At 73.3% G+C, this 18374-nt stretch carries 20 protein-coding genes; 11 read left to right on the plus strand and 9 right to left on the minus strand.

What is annotated here, in order from left to right; genetic code table 11:
• Positions 1-98 precede the first annotated feature (98 nt).
• Positions 99-650 carry a TetR/AcrR family transcriptional regulator gene (locus B5Y66_RS17770; RefSeq protein ID WP_139820960.1) on the plus strand — a complete coding sequence of 184 codons (552 nt, stop codon included), beginning with the start codon at positions 99-101 and terminating at the stop codon, positions 648-650.
• Positions 651-653: 3 nt separating this feature from the next.
• Here the strand turns inward: B5Y66_RS17770 and B5Y66_RS17775 are convergent, their stop codons facing one another.
• Both B5Y66_RS17775 and B5Y66_RS17780 read right to left on the minus strand, forming a co-directional pair.
• On the minus strand, positions 654-875 hold the full coding sequence (locus tag B5Y66_RS17775; protein WP_079575940.1) for a hypothetical protein: 222 nt from the start codon (positions 873-875) through the stop codon (positions 654-656).
• An 87-nt stretch (positions 876-962) separates the two neighbouring features.
• A complete protein-coding gene (locus B5Y66_RS17780) occupies positions 963-1208 on the minus strand; it encodes a hypothetical protein (protein ID WP_079575941.1) in 246 nt (81 codons plus the stop codon).
• A gap of 83 nt (positions 1209-1291) precedes the next feature.
• Between B5Y66_RS17780 and B5Y66_RS17785 the strand changes: the two genes are divergently transcribed.
• Together B5Y66_RS17785 and B5Y66_RS17790 are read left to right on the plus strand one after the other, a co-directional pair.
• Positions 1292-2050, plus strand: coding sequence for a cation diffusion facilitator family transporter (locus B5Y66_RS17785; protein WP_079575942.1), 759 nt, complete (start codon positions 1292-1294; stop codon positions 2048-2050).
• Between the two features lies 1 nt (position 2051).
• The gene (locus tag B5Y66_RS17790; RefSeq protein WP_079575943.1) at positions 2052-2891 is read left to right on the plus strand and encodes an aldo/keto reductase; all 840 of its coding nucleotides are present in this window, start codon (positions 2052-2054) and stop codon (positions 2889-2891) included.
• Between the two features lie 62 nt (positions 2892-2953).
• Here B5Y66_RS17790 and B5Y66_RS17795 read toward each other — a convergent pair whose 3' ends face one another.
• Positions 2954-3799 (minus strand): ABC transporter permease, encoded by an 846-nt coding sequence (locus B5Y66_RS17795; protein WP_079575944.1) that lies wholly within the window; start codon positions 3797-3799, stop codon positions 2954-2956.
• The gene (locus B5Y66_RS17800; RefSeq protein ID WP_079576016.1) at positions 3796-4758 is read right to left on the minus strand and encodes an ATP-binding cassette domain-containing protein; all 963 of its coding nucleotides are present in this window, start codon (positions 4756-4758) and stop codon (positions 3796-3798) included. The genes B5Y66_RS17795 and B5Y66_RS17800 overlap by 4 nt, the downstream gene beginning before the upstream one ends.
• 100 nt (positions 4759-4858) lie before the next feature.
• Between B5Y66_RS17800 and B5Y66_RS17805 the strand changes: the two genes are divergently transcribed.
• The 3 genes from B5Y66_RS17805 (at position 4859) to B5Y66_RS17815 (ending at position 6594) form a co-directional block, all read left to right on the plus strand.
• Positions 4859-5635, plus strand: coding sequence for a TetR/AcrR family transcriptional regulator (locus B5Y66_RS17805; protein WP_079575945.1), 777 nt, complete (start codon positions 4859-4861; stop codon positions 5633-5635).
• A gap of 69 nt (positions 5636-5704) precedes the next feature.
• Positions 5705-5977, plus strand: a complete 273-nt coding sequence (locus tag B5Y66_RS17810) for an HPr family phosphocarrier protein (protein WP_079575946.1) — start codon at positions 5705-5707, stop codon at positions 5975-5977.
• A gap of 59 nt (positions 5978-6036) precedes the next feature.
• Positions 6037-6594: a vitamin K epoxide reductase family protein gene (locus tag B5Y66_RS17815; protein ID WP_079575947.1), complete on the plus strand. Its 558-nt coding sequence runs from the start codon at positions 6037-6039 to the stop codon at positions 6592-6594.
• Positions 6595-6636: 42 nt separating this feature from the next.
• Here the strand turns inward: B5Y66_RS17815 and ptsP are convergent, their stop codons facing one another.
• Together ptsP and B5Y66_RS17825 are read right to left on the minus strand one after the other, a co-directional pair.
• Positions 6637-8319 (minus strand): phosphoenolpyruvate--protein phosphotransferase, encoded by a 1683-nt coding sequence (gene ptsP / locus B5Y66_RS17820; protein WP_079575948.1) that lies wholly within the window; start codon positions 8317-8319, stop codon positions 6637-6639.
• Positions 8319-9656, minus strand: coding sequence for a PTS transporter subunit EIIC (locus tag B5Y66_RS17825; protein ID WP_079575949.1), 1338 nt, complete (start codon positions 9654-9656; stop codon positions 8319-8321). Before B5Y66_RS17825 ends, ptsP begins: the two co-directional genes overlap by 1 nt.
• A gap of 302 nt (positions 9657-9958) precedes the next feature.
• Here B5Y66_RS17825 and B5Y66_RS17830 point away from each other — a divergent pair, with 302 nt between their 5' ends.
• The 4 genes from B5Y66_RS17830 to B5Y66_RS17845 all read left to right on the plus strand — a co-directional run bounded on the left by B5Y66_RS17830 (position 9959) and on the right by B5Y66_RS17845 (position 11769).
• Positions 9959-10768, plus strand: coding sequence for a GntR family transcriptional regulator (locus B5Y66_RS17830; RefSeq protein ID WP_079575950.1), 810 nt, complete (start codon positions 9959-9961; stop codon positions 10766-10768).
• Positions 10765-11016, plus strand: coding sequence for a glucose PTS transporter subunit EIIB (locus B5Y66_RS17835; protein ID WP_079575951.1), 252 nt, complete (start codon positions 10765-10767; stop codon positions 11014-11016). Before B5Y66_RS17830 ends, B5Y66_RS17835 begins: the two co-directional genes overlap by 4 nt.
• Before the next feature lie 61 nt (positions 11017-11077).
• Positions 11078-11308 (plus strand): glucose PTS transporter subunit EIIB, encoded by a 231-nt coding sequence (locus B5Y66_RS17840; RefSeq protein WP_079575952.1) that lies wholly within the window; start codon positions 11078-11080, stop codon positions 11306-11308.
• On the plus strand, positions 11308-11769 hold the full coding sequence (locus B5Y66_RS17845) for a PTS sugar transporter subunit IIA (protein ID WP_079575953.1): 462 nt from the start codon (positions 11308-11310) through the stop codon (positions 11767-11769). The genes B5Y66_RS17840 and B5Y66_RS17845 overlap by 1 nt, the downstream gene beginning before the upstream one ends.
• A gap of 25 nt (positions 11770-11794) precedes the next feature.
• Here the strand turns inward: B5Y66_RS17845 and B5Y66_RS17850 are convergent, their stop codons facing one another.
• Entirely contained in the window at positions 11795-12826 is a 1032-nt protein-coding gene (locus B5Y66_RS17850) for a chymotrypsin family serine protease (RefSeq protein ID WP_079575954.1), read from the minus strand.
• Positions 12827-12921: 95 nt separating this feature from the next.
• On the opposite strand from B5Y66_RS17850, the gene B5Y66_RS22605 reads away from it, so the two are divergent.
• Entirely contained in the window at positions 12922-13095 is a 174-nt protein-coding gene (locus B5Y66_RS22605) for a hypothetical protein (protein ID WP_176168921.1), read from the plus strand.
• Here B5Y66_RS22605 and B5Y66_RS17855 read toward each other — a convergent pair.
• The gene (locus tag B5Y66_RS17855; protein ID WP_079575955.1) at positions 13081-15399 is read right to left on the minus strand and encodes a YhgE/Pip domain-containing protein; all 2319 of its coding nucleotides are present in this window, start codon (positions 15397-15399) and stop codon (positions 13081-13083) included. The genes B5Y66_RS22605 and B5Y66_RS17855 overlap by 15 nt on opposite strands.
• Complete coding sequence (locus B5Y66_RS17860; protein ID WP_079575956.1) at positions 15396-18314, minus strand: efflux RND transporter permease subunit; 2919 nt, start codon at positions 18312-18314, stop codon at positions 15396-15398. The genes B5Y66_RS17855 and B5Y66_RS17860 overlap by 4 nt, the downstream gene beginning before the upstream one ends.
• Positions 18315-18374 lie beyond the last annotated feature (60 nt).

Below are 18374 nucleotides of genomic sequence, written 5' to 3' on the forward strand. Positions count from 1 at the left end.
TTCTCCTGACCGTGAGGAAGGTGGCGCGCACCACGCTAGACCCGATTAAGACATATGTGCAAGACGTTCGTGTAAGACGTTCGAGCTACCATGGGCCGATGCGCTCCATCGACAACCGGGCCGCGCTCCTCGCCGCCGCCCGGGCCTGCCTCCGCGACAAGGGGTACGCCCGCACCACGGCCCGCGACGTCGCCACCGCGGCCGGCGTGAGCCTCGCGGCGATCGGCTATCACTTCGGCAGCAAGGAGGCGCTGCTCGACGCGGCCCTCGTCGACGCGCTGCGCGACTGGGGCGACGTGCTGGAGTCCATCGGGGCGGCAGATCTGGGGGCGTCGCCCGGCGGACGGTTCCGTGCGGTGTGGCAGCGGGTCATGGCCTCGGTCGCCGACGACCGGGCCCTCTGGGCGGTGCAGCTCGAGCTCGTCGCGGCCGCCGCGCGCGACCCGGAGCGAGCCACCGCCCTCGCCGCCGACAACGCGCACGCCCGCACCGCGCTGGCCGAGCTCTTCGGGGTCCCCGGGGCGCAGGGCGCGCTCGTGCAGATGCTGCTGCTGGGGGCGGTGTCGCGGGTGCTTCTCGACCCTGCTGACACCGTCGGGGCGGACGAGCTGCTGGAGCAGGTGTCCGCGCTGGCGGCGCTCGCCGCCTGATCGTCAGAGCGCGGTGACCGCGCCCACCACCTGCACCTGCACGGGGACGCCGTCCACCTGGGGCGGCACGTCCTTGCGGGCGCGGAGCGAGACGACGTTCACCTGCAGCACCCAGTCCGCCTCGTCGCCGCGTTGGGCGAGCCCGACGCCGCGCACCCCCTCGACACTCTCGAGCGCTTCGCGCAGGGCGGGCTTGGCGGCTCGCGCCTCGTCGATCGTGACCATGGAACACCTCCGACCCCTCCATTGTGCGCCACCCGCCAGCAGGGCCACAGTCCGAGCACCGTGACCTGCGTCCTCGCGGGCGCCCGCCTACCGCACGGTCGGGCCCTCGACCTCCACGGGGCCGTGCGACGGCCGGCGTTCGATGTGCAGGTTGAGGGTGCTCTTCGACGTCGGGACCACCGAGATCTGCGCCTCGCCCTCGCCGACGTCGATGGCGCGCACGTGCAGGTGCCCGTCCTTGAGACGCATCGCGAACTGGCTCGTCCCCGCGACGAACCGCACCTCGCTGTCGTCGTCGATCACGGTGGGGCCCAGGGGCAGACTCTTCGACATGGGTACAGCATGCCTGCTGGTACCTCCGCGGAGCGGCGACCTCCATCGACCCTGGTCAACGGTACAGGTATCCGTGTACCGTCATGCGGGTGACGAGCCTCCCGCTACGCCCCCTGCAGCCCGTGCGCCGCGCGCTCCTCGAGCGCCGGGTGCGCTGGATCGTCGCCGCGACGATCGCGTACAACGTCGTCGAGGCGGTCGTCGCGATCGCCGCGGGGCGGGCGGCGTCGTCGGCGGCGCTGGTCGGCTTCGGCCTGGACTCGGTGGTCGAGGTGCTGTCGGCGGCCGCGGTCGCCTGGCAGTTCGCCGCGCCGGACCCGCGCCGCCGCGAGCGCCTCGCGCTGCGCCTCATCGCCGTGTCGTTCTTCGGGCTGGCCCTGTTCGTCTCGCTCGACGCCGCCCGGACGCTGCTCGGCGCGGCGGAGCCGGACCACTCCCCCGTGGGCATCGCCCTCGCGGCGGTCAGCCTCGCGATCATGCCCTTCCTCTCGTGGGCCGAGCGTCGCACGGGCCGCGAGCTCGGCTCGGCATCGGCCGTCGCCGACTCGAAGCAGACCCTGATCTGCACGTACCTGTCGGCGGTGCTGCTGGTCGGGCTGGTGCTCAACGCCACGCTCGGCTGGTCGTGGGCCGACCCGCTCGCCGCCCTGGTCATCGCCGGCTTCGCCGTCCGGGAGGGCGTCGAGGCCTGGCGGGGCGACGCCTGCTGTACCCCCGTCGGCGCGCTCCTCGCGGCCGACGACGACGGCTGCGACTCCTGCGAGGACGGGTGCGACGACGGCTGCTGCGCGCCATCGGACACCGTCGCTGCGACGCCGGCGCGCCCGGGACAAGATGGGTGACATGAGCACCGAGATCCCGTCCCTGCCCCTGAACAACGGCACGTCGGTCCCGCAGCTCGGCTACGGCGTCTTCAAGGTCCCGCCGGAGCAGACCCGCGAGCTGGTGCTGACCGCCCTCGAGGCGGGCTACCGGCACATCGACACCGCACAGATGTACCGCAACGAGCGCGGCGTCGGCGAGGCCATCGCGGCGGCCGGGCTGCCGCGCGACGAGCTCTTCGTCACGACCAAGCTGAACAACGCGTTCCACGAGCACGACGCCGCGCTGGAGGCGTTCGACCGCTCCCTCGAGGAGCTCGGGCTGGACCACGTGGACCTGTTCCTCATCCACTGGCCGCTGCCGGCGGTCGGCCGTTTCGTCGAGGCGTGGGGAGCGCTCGAGGAGCTCTACCGCTCCGGGCGCGCCCGCGCGATCGGCACCTCGAACTTCCAACCGCAGCACCTGCGACGCATCCTCGCGGAGGGCACGGTGGTGCCCGCCGTCAACCAGGTGGAGATCCACCCGTGGTTCGGCAACGAGGAGGTCCGCGCGTTCGACGCCGAGCACGACATCGTCACCGAGGCCTGGTCCCCGCTGGGCCGCGGCCGTGTGCTGGAGGACCCGACGCTCGCGCGCATCGCCACCGACCACGACCGCACGCCCGCCCAGGTCGTGCTGCGCTGGCACGTCCAGCGCGGCGACGTCGTCTTCCCCAAGTCCGCGACGCCGTCGCGCATCCGCGAGAACCTGGAGATCTTCGACTTCGAGCTCTCCGGGGAGGACATGGCCGCCATCACCGGCCTCGACCGCGACGAGCGCATCGGCTCCCACCCGGACCACATGAACAACACCGGCCGCTGACCCGATCGGTGGTTGAGCCTGCCGAGACCCGGGTCTCGACAGGCTCAACCAGCGTGGCGCACTCAGACGGCCTTGCGCGTGGCGCGGATGCCGACCAGGAGGCCGACGGCGCACGTGACGGCCGCGGCGACCACGCCCCACAGCACGGCCGTGTCGGCGAAGGTGCCGCCGAACAGGACGCGCTCGGCGTCGACCATGTACGTGAGCGGGTTGAACTTCGCCGCCGTCTGCATCCACGACGGGCCGGCCTCGAGCGGCAGCATCATCCCGGACAGGATGAGCAGCGGGAACAGCAGCGACTGCTGCACGCCCCAGAACAGCCACTCGCGGTTCTTCGACGCCAGCGCGAGCGCGAGCGACAGGGCGCCGACGCCGATGCCGAACAGGCCCAGGAGCGCGAGCCCGAAGAGTGCCGGGAGCAGGTGGAACGTGAACCCGAACGGGATGCAGACCACCGCGATGAGGAGCCCCTGCACCAGCAGCGGGGCGAACTCCTTGAGCGCCCGGCCCACGAGGATCGCCGACCGGTCCAGCGGGGTGGCGAGCACCCGCTCGTAGGAGCCGGTCATGACCTCGTAGAGCAGGTTGGAGCCGGTCATCGAGGTGCCGAACAGCGAGATCATGACGATCACGCCGGGCACGAACCACTGCAGGGTGTCCGCGGTGCTCGCGCCCTCGGCGCCGAAGCCGCCGCCGAAGGTCCCCGTGAGCAACGGCCCGAACAGGCCGAGGAAGATGAGCGGCTGCAGCAGCGAGAAGATCAGCGTGAACGGGTCGCGCAGCACCAGCAGGATCTCGCGGGTGAAGACTGCCGCGGTGTCCGCGAAGAACTTGCCCGGGCCGGTGCGCGTGACGATTCGGGGCGCCTCGCGCTGCGTCGTCGTGGTGGTGCGGGTCTGCTCGGTCATGCTGCCGCCTCCTCGCGCAGGCTCCGGCCGGTGAGGTTGAGGAACACGTCGTCGAGGCTGGCCTGGCGGGCGCTCGCCGACGTGGTGGTGATGCCGGCGACACGAAGCGCCTCGATGACGACGGGCAGCTCCTCGGCGCCCTGCGCCGTGCGCACCCGCACCTGCAGCCCTGTCCCGTGTGCCGTGAGCTCGGCGTCCCCGAGGTCGTCGGGCAGCGCGGCGCGGACCGCAGCCCCGTCGTCGGTCGCGACCACGAGCGTGAGGGAGTCGTCGGCGTGCCGGCGCTTGAGGACGCCGGGCGCGGCGTCGGCGATGATCTCGCCGTGGTCGATGACGACGACGCGCTCGGCCATGCTGTCCGCCTCGTCGAGGTAGTGCGTGGTGAGCACCACGGTCATGCCGTACCGCTCGCGCATCGCGGTGATGTGGCCCCAGAGGTTGGCTCGTGAGTGCGGGTCGAGGCCGGTGGTGGGCTCGTCCAGGAACAGCAGCGGCGGGTGGTTCATCAGCCCGAGCGCGACGTCGAGCCTCCGGCGCTGGCCTCCGGACAGCGACTGGACCGACCGCTTCTCGAGGCCGCCCAGCTCGAGCGCCGCCATGAGGTCGGCGGCGCGCTCCTTGTAGACCTCCGGCGCGAGCCCGTAGAAGCGCCCCTGGTTGTGCAGCTCGTCCACCACCTTGTAGCTGAACCCGCCCCCGTTGCCCTGTCCGATGAAGCCGAGCCGCGCCCGTACCTGCGCCGGGTGCGCGACGACGTCGTACCCGGCGACGGTCGCCTCGCCCGCCGTCGGCTCCAGCAGGGACGTCAGCATCCGCAGCGTCGTGGACTTGCCGGCCCCGTTGGGGCCGAGGAAGGCGACGAGCTCGCCCTCCGCCACGTCGACGTCGATCCCCTTGACTGCCTCGACGGTCTCCTTGCGGCGGCTGAACGTCTTGGTCAGCCCGCGTGCTCGAATCATGACCACACCCCTCTCTCGTACGGTGTACTGGAACTAGTGTCGAACCTAGCCGGGGGGTCCGACAAGGCCCCCCTTCGCCAGGATGGGAGGATGACGACTCATGTCGAGCACTTCGTCACAGCCGCCGGCCGACGGCGTCCCACGCCCACCCGACGTCGTGCGCCGGCTCGCCCTCCTCTGGGACCCGCCGCAGCCGTCGGGGCGCGGCCGCCGCGCCCGCCTGACCCTCGACGACGTCGTCGGCGCGGGCACCACGATCGCGGACACCGAGGGGCTGGAGGCGCTGTCGATGCGCAAGGTCGCGGCACGGCTCGGCGTCGGCGCGATGTCGCTGTACACGTACGTGCCAGGGCGCACGGAGCTGCTGGACCTGATGATCGACCGTGCCTTCGCCGAGCTCCCGCTGCCGCCCGCCACGGCGACGTGGCGCGACGGGCTCGCCGCCTACGCCCGCGCGCACTGGGAGCTGTTCCAGCGCCACCCGTGGATCCTGCAGACCAACATGTGGCGCCTCCCGCTCACCCCGGCGGTCCTCGACGCGCAGGAGTGCGGGCTGCGCACCCTCGTGGACACCGGCCTGCCCGAGCGGCAGGTGGTGGAGATCCTCGGGCTCGTCGACGCGTTCGTCCGCGGGCTGGCGCGCTCCACGGTGGCGGAGTCGACCGAGAAGGACGCCTCCGGGCAGAGCAACGACGAGTACTGGACGTCGATGAGCAGCTTCTGGGTGGACCACTTCGACCCGCAGCGCTACCCGACGATGCTGCGCATCTGGGACGCGGGGGGCTTCGACGCCGAGGCCACCCCCTTCGACGCGTCGCTGGACCGGCTGCTCGACTCCGTCGAGATGGCGATCGACCGGGCGCGCGGCGCGCGCTGAGCGGGCTTCCCTTCCCGCCTCGCCCTCCCTACGATGAACTGGTCCAGACCACCGTCCCCGGAGGACCCCATGGAACGCACCGTCGTCGTCGCCATCACCGAGGGCCTGCACGCCCGCCCGGCCGCGCTCTTCGCGCAGAAGGCCGGCCAGCAGCCCGTGCCGGTGAAGATCGCCAAGACCGCCGGCGGCGACGCCGTGGACGCGGCGAGCATCCTCGGGATCATGACGCTCGGCGCGTCGGTCGGCGACGAGGTGGTGCTGCGCACCGAGTCCGACGGCGACGACGCGACGGCCGCGCTCGACGCGCTCGTCGAGTTCCTGTCCTCCGAAGCGGTGGCCTGACGGACCGGGCCCTCCGGCCGCGCGGGTTCTTCCACTCGCCCGGCTGGCTGTTCGGCGAGATGCTCGTCGGCGCGCTCGTCGGGCTGGTCGCGGCCTTCGTGCTGTCCGTGGACGCCGTCGAGCTCGCGGCGGACCCCGACGCCGCCCTGTCGTGCGACATCAACGCCGTCATCTCGTGCGGCACGGTCGGCACGTCGTGGCAGGCGAGCCTGTTCGGGTTCCCCAACGCGTTCCTCGGGCTCATCGCCGAGTCCGTCGTGATCACCGTCGCCGTCGCCGGGCTGGCCGGCGTGCGGTTCCCGCGCTGGTTCATGACGGCCGCCCAGACCGTCTACCTGCTGGGCTTCGTCTTCGCGTACTGGCTCTTCTGGCAGTCGATGTCCGTCATCGGCGCGCTGTGCCCGTGGTGCCTGACGATCACGGTCTCCACGACGCTCGTCTTCGCGTCGATGCTGCACTGGAACATCCTCGAGGACAACCTCTACTGGCCCGCGCGGATGCAGTCCTGGGCGATGTCGCTGGTGCGCTCCGGCGCGTTCGGCATCCTCACCGCCACATGGTTCGCGCTGCTCGCCGTCGCGGTGCTGCTCAAGTACGGGGTCGCCCTCTTCGCCTGACGCCGAGATAGAGCGCAGGACACGCGCTCTATCTCGGCAGGGTCAAAGACCGAGGGGCTCCAGGACGTCGGCCAGCTCGCGCCGGACGGCGGAGCGGGCGGCGTCGGCGTCGGGCTGCTCCAGCGCCACGCGCGCGAGCTCGCGGCACCGCACGAACGTCACCTCGGACAGCACGGCCGCGACGTCCGCGAGCGCGCGCGGCGTCATGGACAACGACGTCACGCCCAGCCCCACGAGCACGGGGGCCAGGACCGCGTCGGCCGCCGCCTCCCCGCACACGCCCACCGGGCGGCCGCGGGAGTGCGCGCCCTGGCAGGTCGCACGCACCAGCTCGAGCACGGCGGGCTGCCACGACGTGGAGAGCGCGGCGAGGTCGCCGAGCAACCGGTCGGCCGCCATCGCGTACTGGGTGAGGTCGTTGGTGCCGATGCTGCCGAACGTGGCGTGCTCGAAGACCCACCGCGACCGCAGCGCGGCCGCGGGCACCTCGACCATCGCGCCGGCCCGCGTCAGACCGTGCGCCTCGCACGCGGCGACGAACGACCGCGCCTCGTCCGTGGTGGCGACCATCGGCGCCATCACCCACACGTCGGCGGACTCCGCCGCGGCAGCCTCCGCGATCGCCTGCAGCTGCCGGTCGAGCACCTCCGGGTGGGCGACGGCGGTGCGCAGGCCCCGGACGCCCAGCGCCGGGTTGGGCTCGTCGTCGGCCGTGACGAAGGGCAGCGGCTTGTCCGCCCCCGCGTCGAGGGTGCGCACCACGACCTTGCGGCCGGAGAACGCGGACAGCACGCCGCGGTAGGCCGTGACCTGCTCCTCGACGGTCGGCTCGACGTCGCGCCCCAGGAAGCAGAACTCGGTGCGGAACAGGCCCACGCCCTCGGCGTGGGCCGCGACGGCGGCCCGTGCGGCCTCGGGGTCGGCCACGTTGGCGAGCAGCTCCACCCGGTGCCCGTCCGCGGTGCGGCCATGACCGTCGAACTCGCGCTCGACGCGCACGGCGCTCCGCGCAGCCTCGACGTCGGCGTCCGACGGGTCGCGCAGCACGGTGCCCGCGCCGCCGTCCACGACGACGGTCTCGCCCTCGGCGAGGTCGTCGGCGCCGCGCACGGCCACGATCGCGGGGATGCCGAGCGCACGCGCCAGGATCGCGGTGTGCGAGGTGGGGCCGCCGCCGCTGGTGACGATGGCGACGACCGCCTCCGGGTCCAGGGTCGCCGTGTCGGCGGGCGCCAGGTCCTCCGCGACCAGCACGAACGGGTGCCCCGGCGAGGGGACGCCCGGCGGGCGCACGCCCGTGAGCTCGGCGACGATGCGGTCGCGCACGTCGCGCACGTCGCGGGCCCGCTCGCTCAGCGGCGGGCCGAGCGGCTCGAGCTGCGCGGCGAGCGCGTTCGCGGCGTCCCACACCGCCCGCTCGGGGGTCCGCGACTCCTCGCGCACGCGGCGCTCGGCGTCGCGGGCGAGGGTCGGGTCGGCCGCCATGGCCGCGGTCACGGCGAGCACGTCGGCCGCCGTCCCCGTGGCCTGCGCCGCCTGCGCGGCGAGGCGCTCCTGCACCGCCGACGTCGCGGCGCCCAGGCGGGACACCGCCTCGTCGGCGCCGGAGGCGTCGGACGTGTCGAGGGCCGCCACCGGGGGCTCCGGGACGGGGGCCGGCATCGTCACGACGACGCCGGCCGCCCGCCCGGGGCTCACCGGGGCACCGGTGAGGGTGATGCTCATCAGGCCGAGCCTCTCTCCTTCGCGGGACCCGCGCCGCCCGCGGCCGCCTCGGCGGCCTCCTTCTGCTCCTCGGCGGCCTGGTCGCCGACGACGGCGGCGGTCTCCTCCGGGTCGTCCTCACGGCCGGGGGTCTTGAGGTTCCACTTGGTGATGACGAACCGGAACAAGAAGTAGTAGAGCACCGCGTAGCCGAGCCCGATCAGGACGAGCAGCACCGGCATCTCGGCGATCCGGAAGTTCAGCAGGTAGTCGATGGCTCCCGCGGAGAAGCCGAACCCGTCGCGGATGCCGATCGCGTTGACGAGCGCGAGCGAGGTGCCGGTGAGCACCGCGTGGATCGCGTACAGCGGGTAGGCGACGTAGACGAACGCGTACTCGAGCGGCTCGGTGACGCCCGTGACGAACGCGACCAGCGCGGCCGAGCCGAGCACACCGGCGATGACCTTGCGGTTCTTCGGCTTGGCGGTGTGGATCATCGCGAGGGCCGCGGCGGGCAGGGCGAACATCATGATCGGGAAGAAGCCGGTCATGAACGTGCCCGCCGTGGGGTCGCCGTTGAGGAAGCGGGCGATGTCGCCGTGGACGACGTCGCCGGCGGAGTTCGTGAACGAGCCGAACTGGAACCAGGGCAGCGAGTTCAGCAGGTGGTGCAGGCCGAACGGCAGGAGGAGCCGGTTGACCGTGCCGAAGATGAAGCCGCCGAGCACCGTGGAGCCGGTGACGAAGGCGCCGATCTGGTCGTTGATGAGCCAGTCGAAGGCCGGGTAGATGAGCGCGAAGACCACGCCGATGAGCACCGAGACGCCGGCCGTGATGATGGGGACGAAGCGCCGTCCGCCGAAGAACGCCAGATAGGCCGGCAGCTTGATCCGGTAGAACTTCTGGTACAGCAGCGCGGCGGTGAGACCGATGACGATGCCGCCGAGCACGCCGTAGTTGATGAGGACCTGCTCGCCGTTCTCGTCGAGGCCGAGGCCGATGGCCGGCGAGAGCACGTCGGTGACACCGGTGAAGACCAGGTACCCGATGAGCGCTGCCAGGCCGGTGGTGCCGTCGGACTTCCGGGCGTACCCCACCGCGACACCGAGCGCGAAGAGCACGGGCAGGTTGTCGATCAGGGCGCTGCCCGCGGCACCGAGCACGTCGGCCACCGGCTGCATCCACGGGAGCGTGCCGGCCACGCCGTCGGCGCCCAACATGTCGGGCTGGCCCAGGCGCAGCAGCAGTGCGGCGGCGGGCAGCGAGGCGATGGGCAGCATCAGCGAGCGGCCGACGCGCTGCAGCTGCGCCAGGCCGGGGATTCCCCGCTTCTGCTTGGTCTCTGCGACCGTGGTCATGGTTCTCCTCCGATGGATGGCCCGGGGGCGGGCGTGTCCTGCAGGGCCAGGCCTGCGTCGTCCGGCGGCAGTGTCGCGACGGCGGTGCGGGCGTCATTGCCGTGATCCACACGCTGCCACCGGCAGGTTGTCTGGACCACTTGCAGGAAGAGTGGTCTAGACCTCATGATGTGTCAACCCCGCTCGCTCAGCGGGCTCCGGCCGAGGTCGGGACGGCGCACCGGGTGTGACACCCGATACTTGTCCCGATGTCGGACACCACGCAGATCGATGCCGATCACAGGGCAGGACAGGACACGAGGATGGTCAGGGACGGCGCTCGCCCCGGCGAGCACAAGTACCTCGCGGTGCGTGCGTACCTCGCCGACCTCGTCACGAGCGGGCTCGCCGTCGGGGACGCGATCCCGTCCGAGCGCAGCCTCACCGAGCAGTTCGGCGTCTCGCGCATGACCGTGCGCCAGGCGATCGACGCGCTCGTCACCGAGGGCGTGCTCGAGCGCGCGCAGGGCCGCGGGACCTTCGTGGCCCCGCCCCGTGCCGACTTCGAGATGCGCCTGACCACCTTCGGTGAGGAGGCCCGACGGCGCGGCCTCACCCCGGGCGCCGAGGTGCTCGACGCCGCCACCGTCCCGGCACCCCCGCACGTCGCCGAGGCGCTCGACCGCGCGACCGGCGACCCCGTGCACCACGTCGTCCGGCTGCGCACCGCCGACGGCACCCCGATGAGCATCGAGGACTCCTGGATCCCCGCGGACCTCGTGCCCGGCCTCCTCGACGACGGTGTCCCCGAGAGCCTCTACGCCGCCCTGCGCGCGCACGACCTGGAGCCCACCTGGGGCGAGGAGACGATCACCGCCGCCGACGGCACGCCCGACGAGCTGCAGCGCCTGGAGATGCGCGGCACGCAGGCCGTGATGCGCACCGTGCACCGCACCTTCGGCGGCGACGCCGCCCTCCTGTACTCCCGCACCTGCTACCGCGGCGACCGGTACAGCGTCTTCGTGCCCCTGCGCGAGGCGCGCCCCACGCTGGTTCCCGGCACCCGACCTGCCGGCACCGACGCCGGCCGCCCCGTCCAGCCCGGACGCATCCCCGAAGGGAGCCCTCGATGAGCACGCCCGACCCCGACGCGCAGCTCGCCGCCTCGATCCTCACCGGCCTCGGCGGGGTGGAGAACATCGAGGAGATCGACCCGTGCACCACCCGGCTGCGGTCCCTCGTCAAGGACCCGGCGCTCGTCGACGCCGCGCTGCTGAAGCGCGCCGGCGCCTACGGCGTGATGATCAACGGGCGGGTCGTGCAGGTGGTCGTCGGTCCTCGCGTCGACACGATCGCCTCCGACCTCGCCGAGCTCATGTGAGCCCGGCCCTCCCCCACCAGCCTTCCCCCGGAATCTCCACCCGGACCCACCAAGGAGCATCATGAGCAAGGCACAGCAGATCCTCGACGCGCTCGGCGGAGACGACAACATCGTCGACCTCGAGCCGTGCATCACCCGGCTGCGCGTCGAGGTCGAGGACCCCGCCAAGGTGAACGACGCCGGCCTCACCGCCGCCGGCGCCATCGCCGTCGTGCGCTCCGGCATCGCCATCCAGGTGATCGTCGGCCCCGAGGCCGACACCCTCGCCTCGGACATCGAGGACCTCCGCTGATGACGGCCCTGACCGTCCTCGCACCCGTCACCGGCACCGTCGTGGACGTCTCCGAGGTGGACGACCCGGTGTTCTCCGCCGGACTCGTCGGCCCCGGGCTCGCGATCGAGCCCGACGGAGTCCGCGGGGGCGAGGCGGTCGCGCCCATCACGGGCACGATCGTCAAGCTGCACCCGCACGCGTTCGTCGTGCAGCACGAGGACGGCCGTGCCGTGCTGGTGCACCTCGGCATCGACACGGTCAGGCTCGGCGGCGAGGGCTTCACGACCCACGCCTCCGAGGGCGACGTCGTCCGGCGTGGCACCGTGCTCGTCACCTGGGACCCCGCCGCCGTGCGCGACGGCGGCAGGTCCGCCGTCTGCCCGGTCGTCGCGCTCGAGGCCACGCCCGACGCCGTCGACCGTCTGGCCCAGGTCGGCACGATGGTGGAGCACGGCGAGGACCTGCTCACCTGGGGGTGAGCCCGCCGAGGTAGTCCATCTTGGACTACCTCGGCGACAGGGCGACGCCCAGCGCCTCGAGGACCGCGTCGATCGGGTTGCAGTACGTGAGGCCCGTACCGTCGGTGCCGCCCGTCTCGGACCCCGCGAACAGCAGGCCGAGCGCGACGCCGTCCTCGCGGTACACGAGCGAGCCGGAGTCGCCGCCCCGGGAGAACGTGCCGCCCACGCCCTCCACCTCGATCTGGTTGTCGAAGGACAGGGCGCCCAGCTCGTCCCCGTAGCCGACGACGACGTCGTCCATCTCGATGGCCGTGACGCGGCCCTGGGTGAGCGCCGTGGTGCGGCCGATCTTCGCCACGGACTCGCCGCCCGCGGCGACGGCGGTCGTGGTCACCGGCCCCACGGGGTAGGCCGGGTCCACCTCGATCCCGTCGTCCAGGAGCGCGAGCGCGGCGTCCACGGTGGCCGGCTCTCCCGGCGTCAGCGGCACGACCTGGGCCAGCGTGCCCACCCGGTCCGCCGGCGCCCGACCGCTGTCGGCCGGCCCAGGCTGCACGACGACGTCCCCCACCTGCGCGGACGGCGACCCCGCCAGCACGTGGAAGTTGGACAGCACGTACCGCGCGGCGGAGTCGTCGCCGGTCGTGAGCACGAACGCGCCGAGCGTGCCCGCGGTGACGTCCACGTGCGCGACGGAGACGCCCGGGCGCAGCGGGCGCACGCGGTCCGTCTCCCCGAGAGCGCGCGCCGTCACGACCGGCGGGCGGACCTGAGCCCCGAGAGTCCTGATGCGCCCGGTGCGGCGCACGTCGACCGCGTCGCCCGCCTCGGCGGCCAGCTTGCGCACGAACGACCGTGCCGTGGGGACCCCGAGGCGGTACCGCACCGCGATGCCGAAGCCGCCGTCGCCCTGCGGCGCCAGACCCAGCGACAGGGTGGGCGCGCGCACCACGTCAGCCGGCGTCGCGTCGTCGCCCACCGCGTACGGGCTGGCGGGCACCCCGTGCTGTTCGGCCAGGTCACGGGCGAAGTCGGTGAGCCGTGCCTTGGTCTCGCGCGCCTGGGTGAGGTCCATGCGGCGAGTCTGGTGCAGACCTGTGACACACCCGGTTGTCACAAACCGGCGAGTCGGACATCTCTCCCCGCGTGAGACCCGCTCCAGCCTCGTTCGTGCCCGACTTCGACGACGTCTGCCGCGCCCTGTCCTGGGCGCTCGACCACGACCTGCACGCTCTTCTCGAGCATCGCCAGGTGGCCCACCTGGGTCACGCGGCACGGCGGCGCGCCGACGCCGTCCTCGTGCTGCGGTGGCAGCGCGCGGCCGCCCGCTCAGGCGCGCAGTAGGCGCCCGACGCCGAACCTGCGGCCGCGCGCGGTGACGAGCGCCGCCAGGGCGAGGCCGCCCAGCCCCCACAGCACGAGCAGGGTGACGCCCATCCCGAGGCCGCCGGCGGCCGGCACGACCACCGCCGTCAGGGCGTCGCGGGCGGCGCCGACCGGCAGCGCGTCGACCAGCCCCTGGAGCAGGGTGGGCACGGTCGCGACGATCCCGGTCGCGATGAGCAGGACGGCGATCAGCAGGCTGATGCCGCGTCCCAGGTTGCCGAGCCAGCCCAGGAAGCCCTGGTGCACGGCGACGAACGCCACGGACGCGACCGCGCCGACGATGATCGACCCGAACCACCCCCCGACGTCGAGGTTCTCCACCGCCGCGAGGACCACGCCCACCAGGGCGCCCGTGCCCGCGCCGACGGCGGCCGGCAGGGCGAAGGCCTGCAGCGCCAGCCGCACCGAGTCGCGCGTCGAGCCCAGGGCCCGCGCGACCACCGGCGGGAACACCGTCAGGAGGGCCAGCGCCCCCAGCCACAGCGCCACGACCGCGAACAGCGGGCCCGAGGCGCCGGTGCTGATGCCGGACGCCGACGGCGCCGCGACCGGCTCCGCGACCACCGACGCGAGCGTCTTGCGCTCGTCGTCGGAGTACGTCGGGATCTGGTTCTTCGCGTCGTCGAGGCCGGAGGCCAGGTCGTCCGCGCCGGACGCGAGCTGGCCCACGCCGCCCGCCAGGTCGCCGGCCCCGGAGGCGATGCCCTCGGTGCCGGTCGCGAGCTGGGTCGCACCGGTCCCGAGCTCGCCCACGCCGGAGGCCAGCCCCTGCGTGCCCGTCGCGAGCTCGCCCGCGCCGCCCGCGAGGGTGGAGGCGCCGGTGCTCAGCGAGCCGAGGCCGTCGGCGAGGCCGCGTGCCCCCACCGCGAGGTCACCCGCGCCGGACGCCGTCTCCTCCATGCCGCCGGCCAGGCCGTCCGCGCCGTCCGCGAGGTCCGAGATCCCGGAGGCCAGGGCCGGTGTTCCCGCGGCGAGATCGCCGGTGCCCTGGGCGACCCCGGTCGCGAGCTGGTCGAGCTGGCCGAGCTGCGTCGTCTGACCGTCGAGATCTTTCTGCGCCTTCGCGATGTCGGCGCACGCCTGCTTCGACTGGCCGGAGAGGGCCTGAGCCAGCTCGGCACGCTGCTCGGGCGTGAGCAGTTCGGCGATCTCCGGCGGAAGCAGCTCGCCCGCCGAGCCGTCGCACCCGAGCCGGTCGGAGAGGTCGGTCAGCGCGTCACCGGCCGTGTCGGCCGCGCCCGAGAGAGATGCGACCAGGTCGCCGACGCCCGTGGACAGCAGTGCGGCGTAGTCCGCGAGCTGCTGCGTCTGCTCGGGCATCGCGGAGACGCCGGGCTTCTTGGGGGTGCCGTCGTACAGCAGCGCGAGGCCGTCGGCGAGGTCCCGGGCGCCGCCGGCCAGGCCCTGCGTGCCCGAGGCGAGGTCCTCGACCCCGCTCGCGATGCCGTCCGCGCCCGACGCGCTCTGCGAGACTCCGCCCGCGAGCTGGTCCGCGCCCCCGGCCAGGTCGCCGGCGCCCGACGCGAGCTGGTCCGCGCCGGTGCCGAGCTCCCCCACGCCGGAGGCGAGGTCGCCCGCGCCGTCCGCGACCTGGCCCGCGCCGTCCGCGAGCTGGTCGGCGCCGTCCTCCGTCTGGCCCGCGCCGTCGGCGAGCTGCACGGCGCCGTCCTGCGCCTGCCCGATGCCGTCGGACAGGTCGTTGAAGCCGACCAGCACGTTGTCCACGTACGTCTCGGTGAGCGTGCTCGACATGACGGACGTCGCGGTCGCGGCGACGACGCGGGCCAGCGCGTCGTCGGCCACGCGGCCGCCGGGCGGCGTGCTGACGTCGATGGTCGCCTGCCGCGCCTCGGACGGGTCGTCGTTCCCGTACGACGTGGCGGCCGCGGAGAAGCCCTCCGGGATCGTCACGACGGCGGCGTACGTGCCGTCGACCAGCCCGGCCTTCGCGGAGTCCTCGTCGGTGATCGTCCAGGCGAAGTTGGTGGCGTCGTCCGCGGGCTGCGCGGCCTTGGCGCCGTCGGCGGTCTCGCCGCCGCTGACCAGCCCGGACGCGAGCTGGCGGCCGAGCGGCACGGTCTGCCCCTGCACCTCGACCGGCTCGTCGAGGTTGACGATGGCGGCCGGCACCTGGTCGAGCCGGTCCTGCGGGTTCCACAGCGCGGCGAGCAGCAGCCCGAGCACCATGATCGGCAGCAGCGCGACGGCGGCGATGCGCCACGGGTTCCGTCGCACGGCGTTCTCGATGGTCGGGGCGGTCATGCCCGCACCTCCTGCATCTGGGTGTCCTCATCGTTCGAACCGCCGGTCGAGCTCGTCGAGACCGCGTCCTGGGTCTCGACGGGCTCGACCACCGGGGCCTGGTTCGCGACCGGCGGGGCCGGCGGCGGCACCTCCGCCCCGGTGAGCGCGCTGGGCGCGCCCCAACCGGCGCCGACGTCCAGCACGGCGACCTCCCGGCCGGTGCCGTCGTCGAGCAGGTCCGTCGCGGCGACGCCGCTGGCACCCAGCAGCACGGCCGTCCCTCCGCGCTGCGCCCGGGCGAGGGCGGCGGCGAGCGCCTCCCGGGCCGGGCGGTCGGCGACGGCGTCGGTGCGGTCCACGACCACGACCTGCGCACCGTCGCGCACGGCGGCGTCGACGACGGCGGCCGGCCGGCCGTGCTCCGCGAGCGCGTCGACGACGGCGACGCGACCGCGCACCGTCATCGCGCGCTCCGGCAGCACGAGGCCGGTCACCTTGACGGCGCCCGCGTCGGGCGCCATCCGCCCGGCGAGGGCGAGCAGGAGCGCCGAGACCGGGGCCGCGGCGTCGCCGTGCACGCAGAGCGCGCCGCCCTCGGGCACACGCACGCTCACCGGCCCGACGACCGGCACGTCGGAGCCCTCCGGCCCGGCGACCTCGAGGTCGCGCGCGGCGACCGCGTCCTTCGCGTCCGGCTCCGGCCACGACGCGAGGCGCAGCTCCTTGGTGAGACCCTCGCCCTCGACGTCGAACGTGGGCAGGATGCGGTCGAGCCAGCGCGGCATGTGCCAGGCCCGCTCCCCGAGCAGGGCGAGCACCGCCGGCACGAGCGTCATCCGCACGACGAACGCGTCCACCAGCACGCCGACCGCGAGGCCGAGCGCGATGGGTTTGAGCGTCATGTCGCCCTCGGGCACGAAGGCGACGAAGACGGCGAACATGATGACGGCGGCGGCGGTGACGACCTTGGCCGAACCGAGGAAGCCGGTGCGCACCGCGCGCCGGGCATCACCGCCGTGCACGTAGTCCTCCCGGATGCGGGAGACCAGGAAGACCTCGTAGTCCATCGCCAGGCCGAACAGCACACCCATGAGGATGATCGGCATGAAGCTGATGACGGGGCCCAGCTTGGTGACGTTGAGGGCGTCGGCGAGGACGCCGTTCTCGAACACGAGGGTGACGACCCCGAAGGCCGCCCCGACGGACAGCAGGTAGCCGAGCGAGGCCTTGACCGGCACCCAGATCGAGCGGAACACCATCGTCAGCAGCACCAGCGACAGGCCGACCACGACGAGGGCGAACGGGAGCAGCGCCGCGCCGAGCTTGTCGGAGACGTCGATGCCCACGGCCGCGAAGCCGGTGACGGACAGGTCGACGCCGTACGTGTCGAGGTAGTGGTCGTGCTGGTCCCGGATCTCGTTGACCAGGTCCTTGGTCTCCTGCGAGGTGGGCCCGCCCTCGGGGACCACCTGGATGATGCCGGTGTCGGCCGACGGGTTCGGGGTGGACAGCGGGACGTCGGCGACACCGGGCAGGTCACCGATCTCGTCGCCGAGCTCGTCCATGAGCTTCACCGGGTCGTTGCTGGTGACGATCGAGCCGGTGACGATCAGCGGGCCGTTGAAGCCCTCGCCGAACTCCTCGCCCACCAGGTCGTACGTGACGCGGGCGCTGTTGTCCTCCGGCAGGGTGCCCGCGTCCGGCAGGGCGAGGCGGAGGTTCGTGGCCGGCCACGCGAGGGCGGCGATGGCGCCCACGATCAGCACGATCGTCAGGACGGGGAAGCGCGTGGCGCCACGCACCCAGCCGTCGAAGAACCGGTTGTGGTGGGCGCCGTCGGCCGGCCCCGCGGCGGCCCGTGCCGCGGCGCGCCGGGCCTTGCCCTTCGGCTTGCGCGCCGCCCTGGGGGCGCGGGGCCGCAGCCGCTCGCCGGAGAAGGACAGCAGCGCGGGGAGCAGCGTGAGGGAGATGAGCACGGCGATACCGACCGCCACCGCGGCGGCGATGCCCATGACGGTGAGGAACGGGATGCCGGCGACGCCGAGGCCCACCAGCGCGATCATCACCGTGAGGCCCGCGAAGATGACCGCCGAGCCGGCCGTCGCGACGGCGCGCGCGATCGACTCGTCCACCTCGAGCCCCGCGGCGAGCTGTTCGCGGTGCCGGGACACGATGAACAGCGCGTAGTCGATGCCCACCGCGAGGCCGAGCATGAGGCCGAGCATCGGCGTCGTGGAGTTGATCGGACCGAACACGGTGGCCGCGAGCAGCAGGAGCATGGACACGCCCACGCCCATGAGCGCGTTGATCAGCGGCAGCCCGGCCGCCACGAACGAGCCGAGCGTGATGATGAGGACGACGAGCGCGACGACGACACCGATCGCCTCGATGATGCTCAGGGCCGGGAACTCGACGCTGAACAGCTCACCGCCCAGGCTGGCCTGCGAGCCGGCCGGCAGCGCGGCGGCGAGGTCGTCGCTCGCGGTGTGCAGCGCGTCCTTGGTGTCCTCGGTGATGACGGACTGGTCGCCGTCGAGCTGGATCGTCAGGAGCGTGGCCGTGTCGTCGTCGTTGACCGACGCGGCCATCTGGTCGTCGTACGGCGATGTCACTGCGGCGACCTGGTCGAGCTCCCCGATGTCGTCGACGGCGTCCTCGACGGGGCCGCGCACCGCGTCGTCCTCGATCGTGGAGCCGTCGGGCGCGACGACGATGATCTGCGCGGAGGAGCCGCTGACCTGCGGGAACGTGGCGGACAGGCTGTCGAGCGCGTCCTGCGACTCGGTGCCCGGGATCGTCACGGAGTTGTCGAAGCCCTGGTAGAGCAGTCCGGCCGCGCCGCCGACCACGGCGAGCACCAGCAACCAGCCGATGACGACGAGCCGCCGGGCCCGGGCGGCCCAGCGGCCGAGGGAGTACAGGACGGAGGACACAGGCTCTCCCGGGACGACGGTGCAGGGGTTCGATACGGCACTGTATCCGATGCACGAACG

The sequence above is a fragment of the Krasilnikoviella flava genome, from assembly GCF_900167525.1.
GTDB lineage: Bacteria > Actinomycetota > Actinomycetes > Actinomycetales > Cellulomonadaceae > Isoptericola > Isoptericola flavus.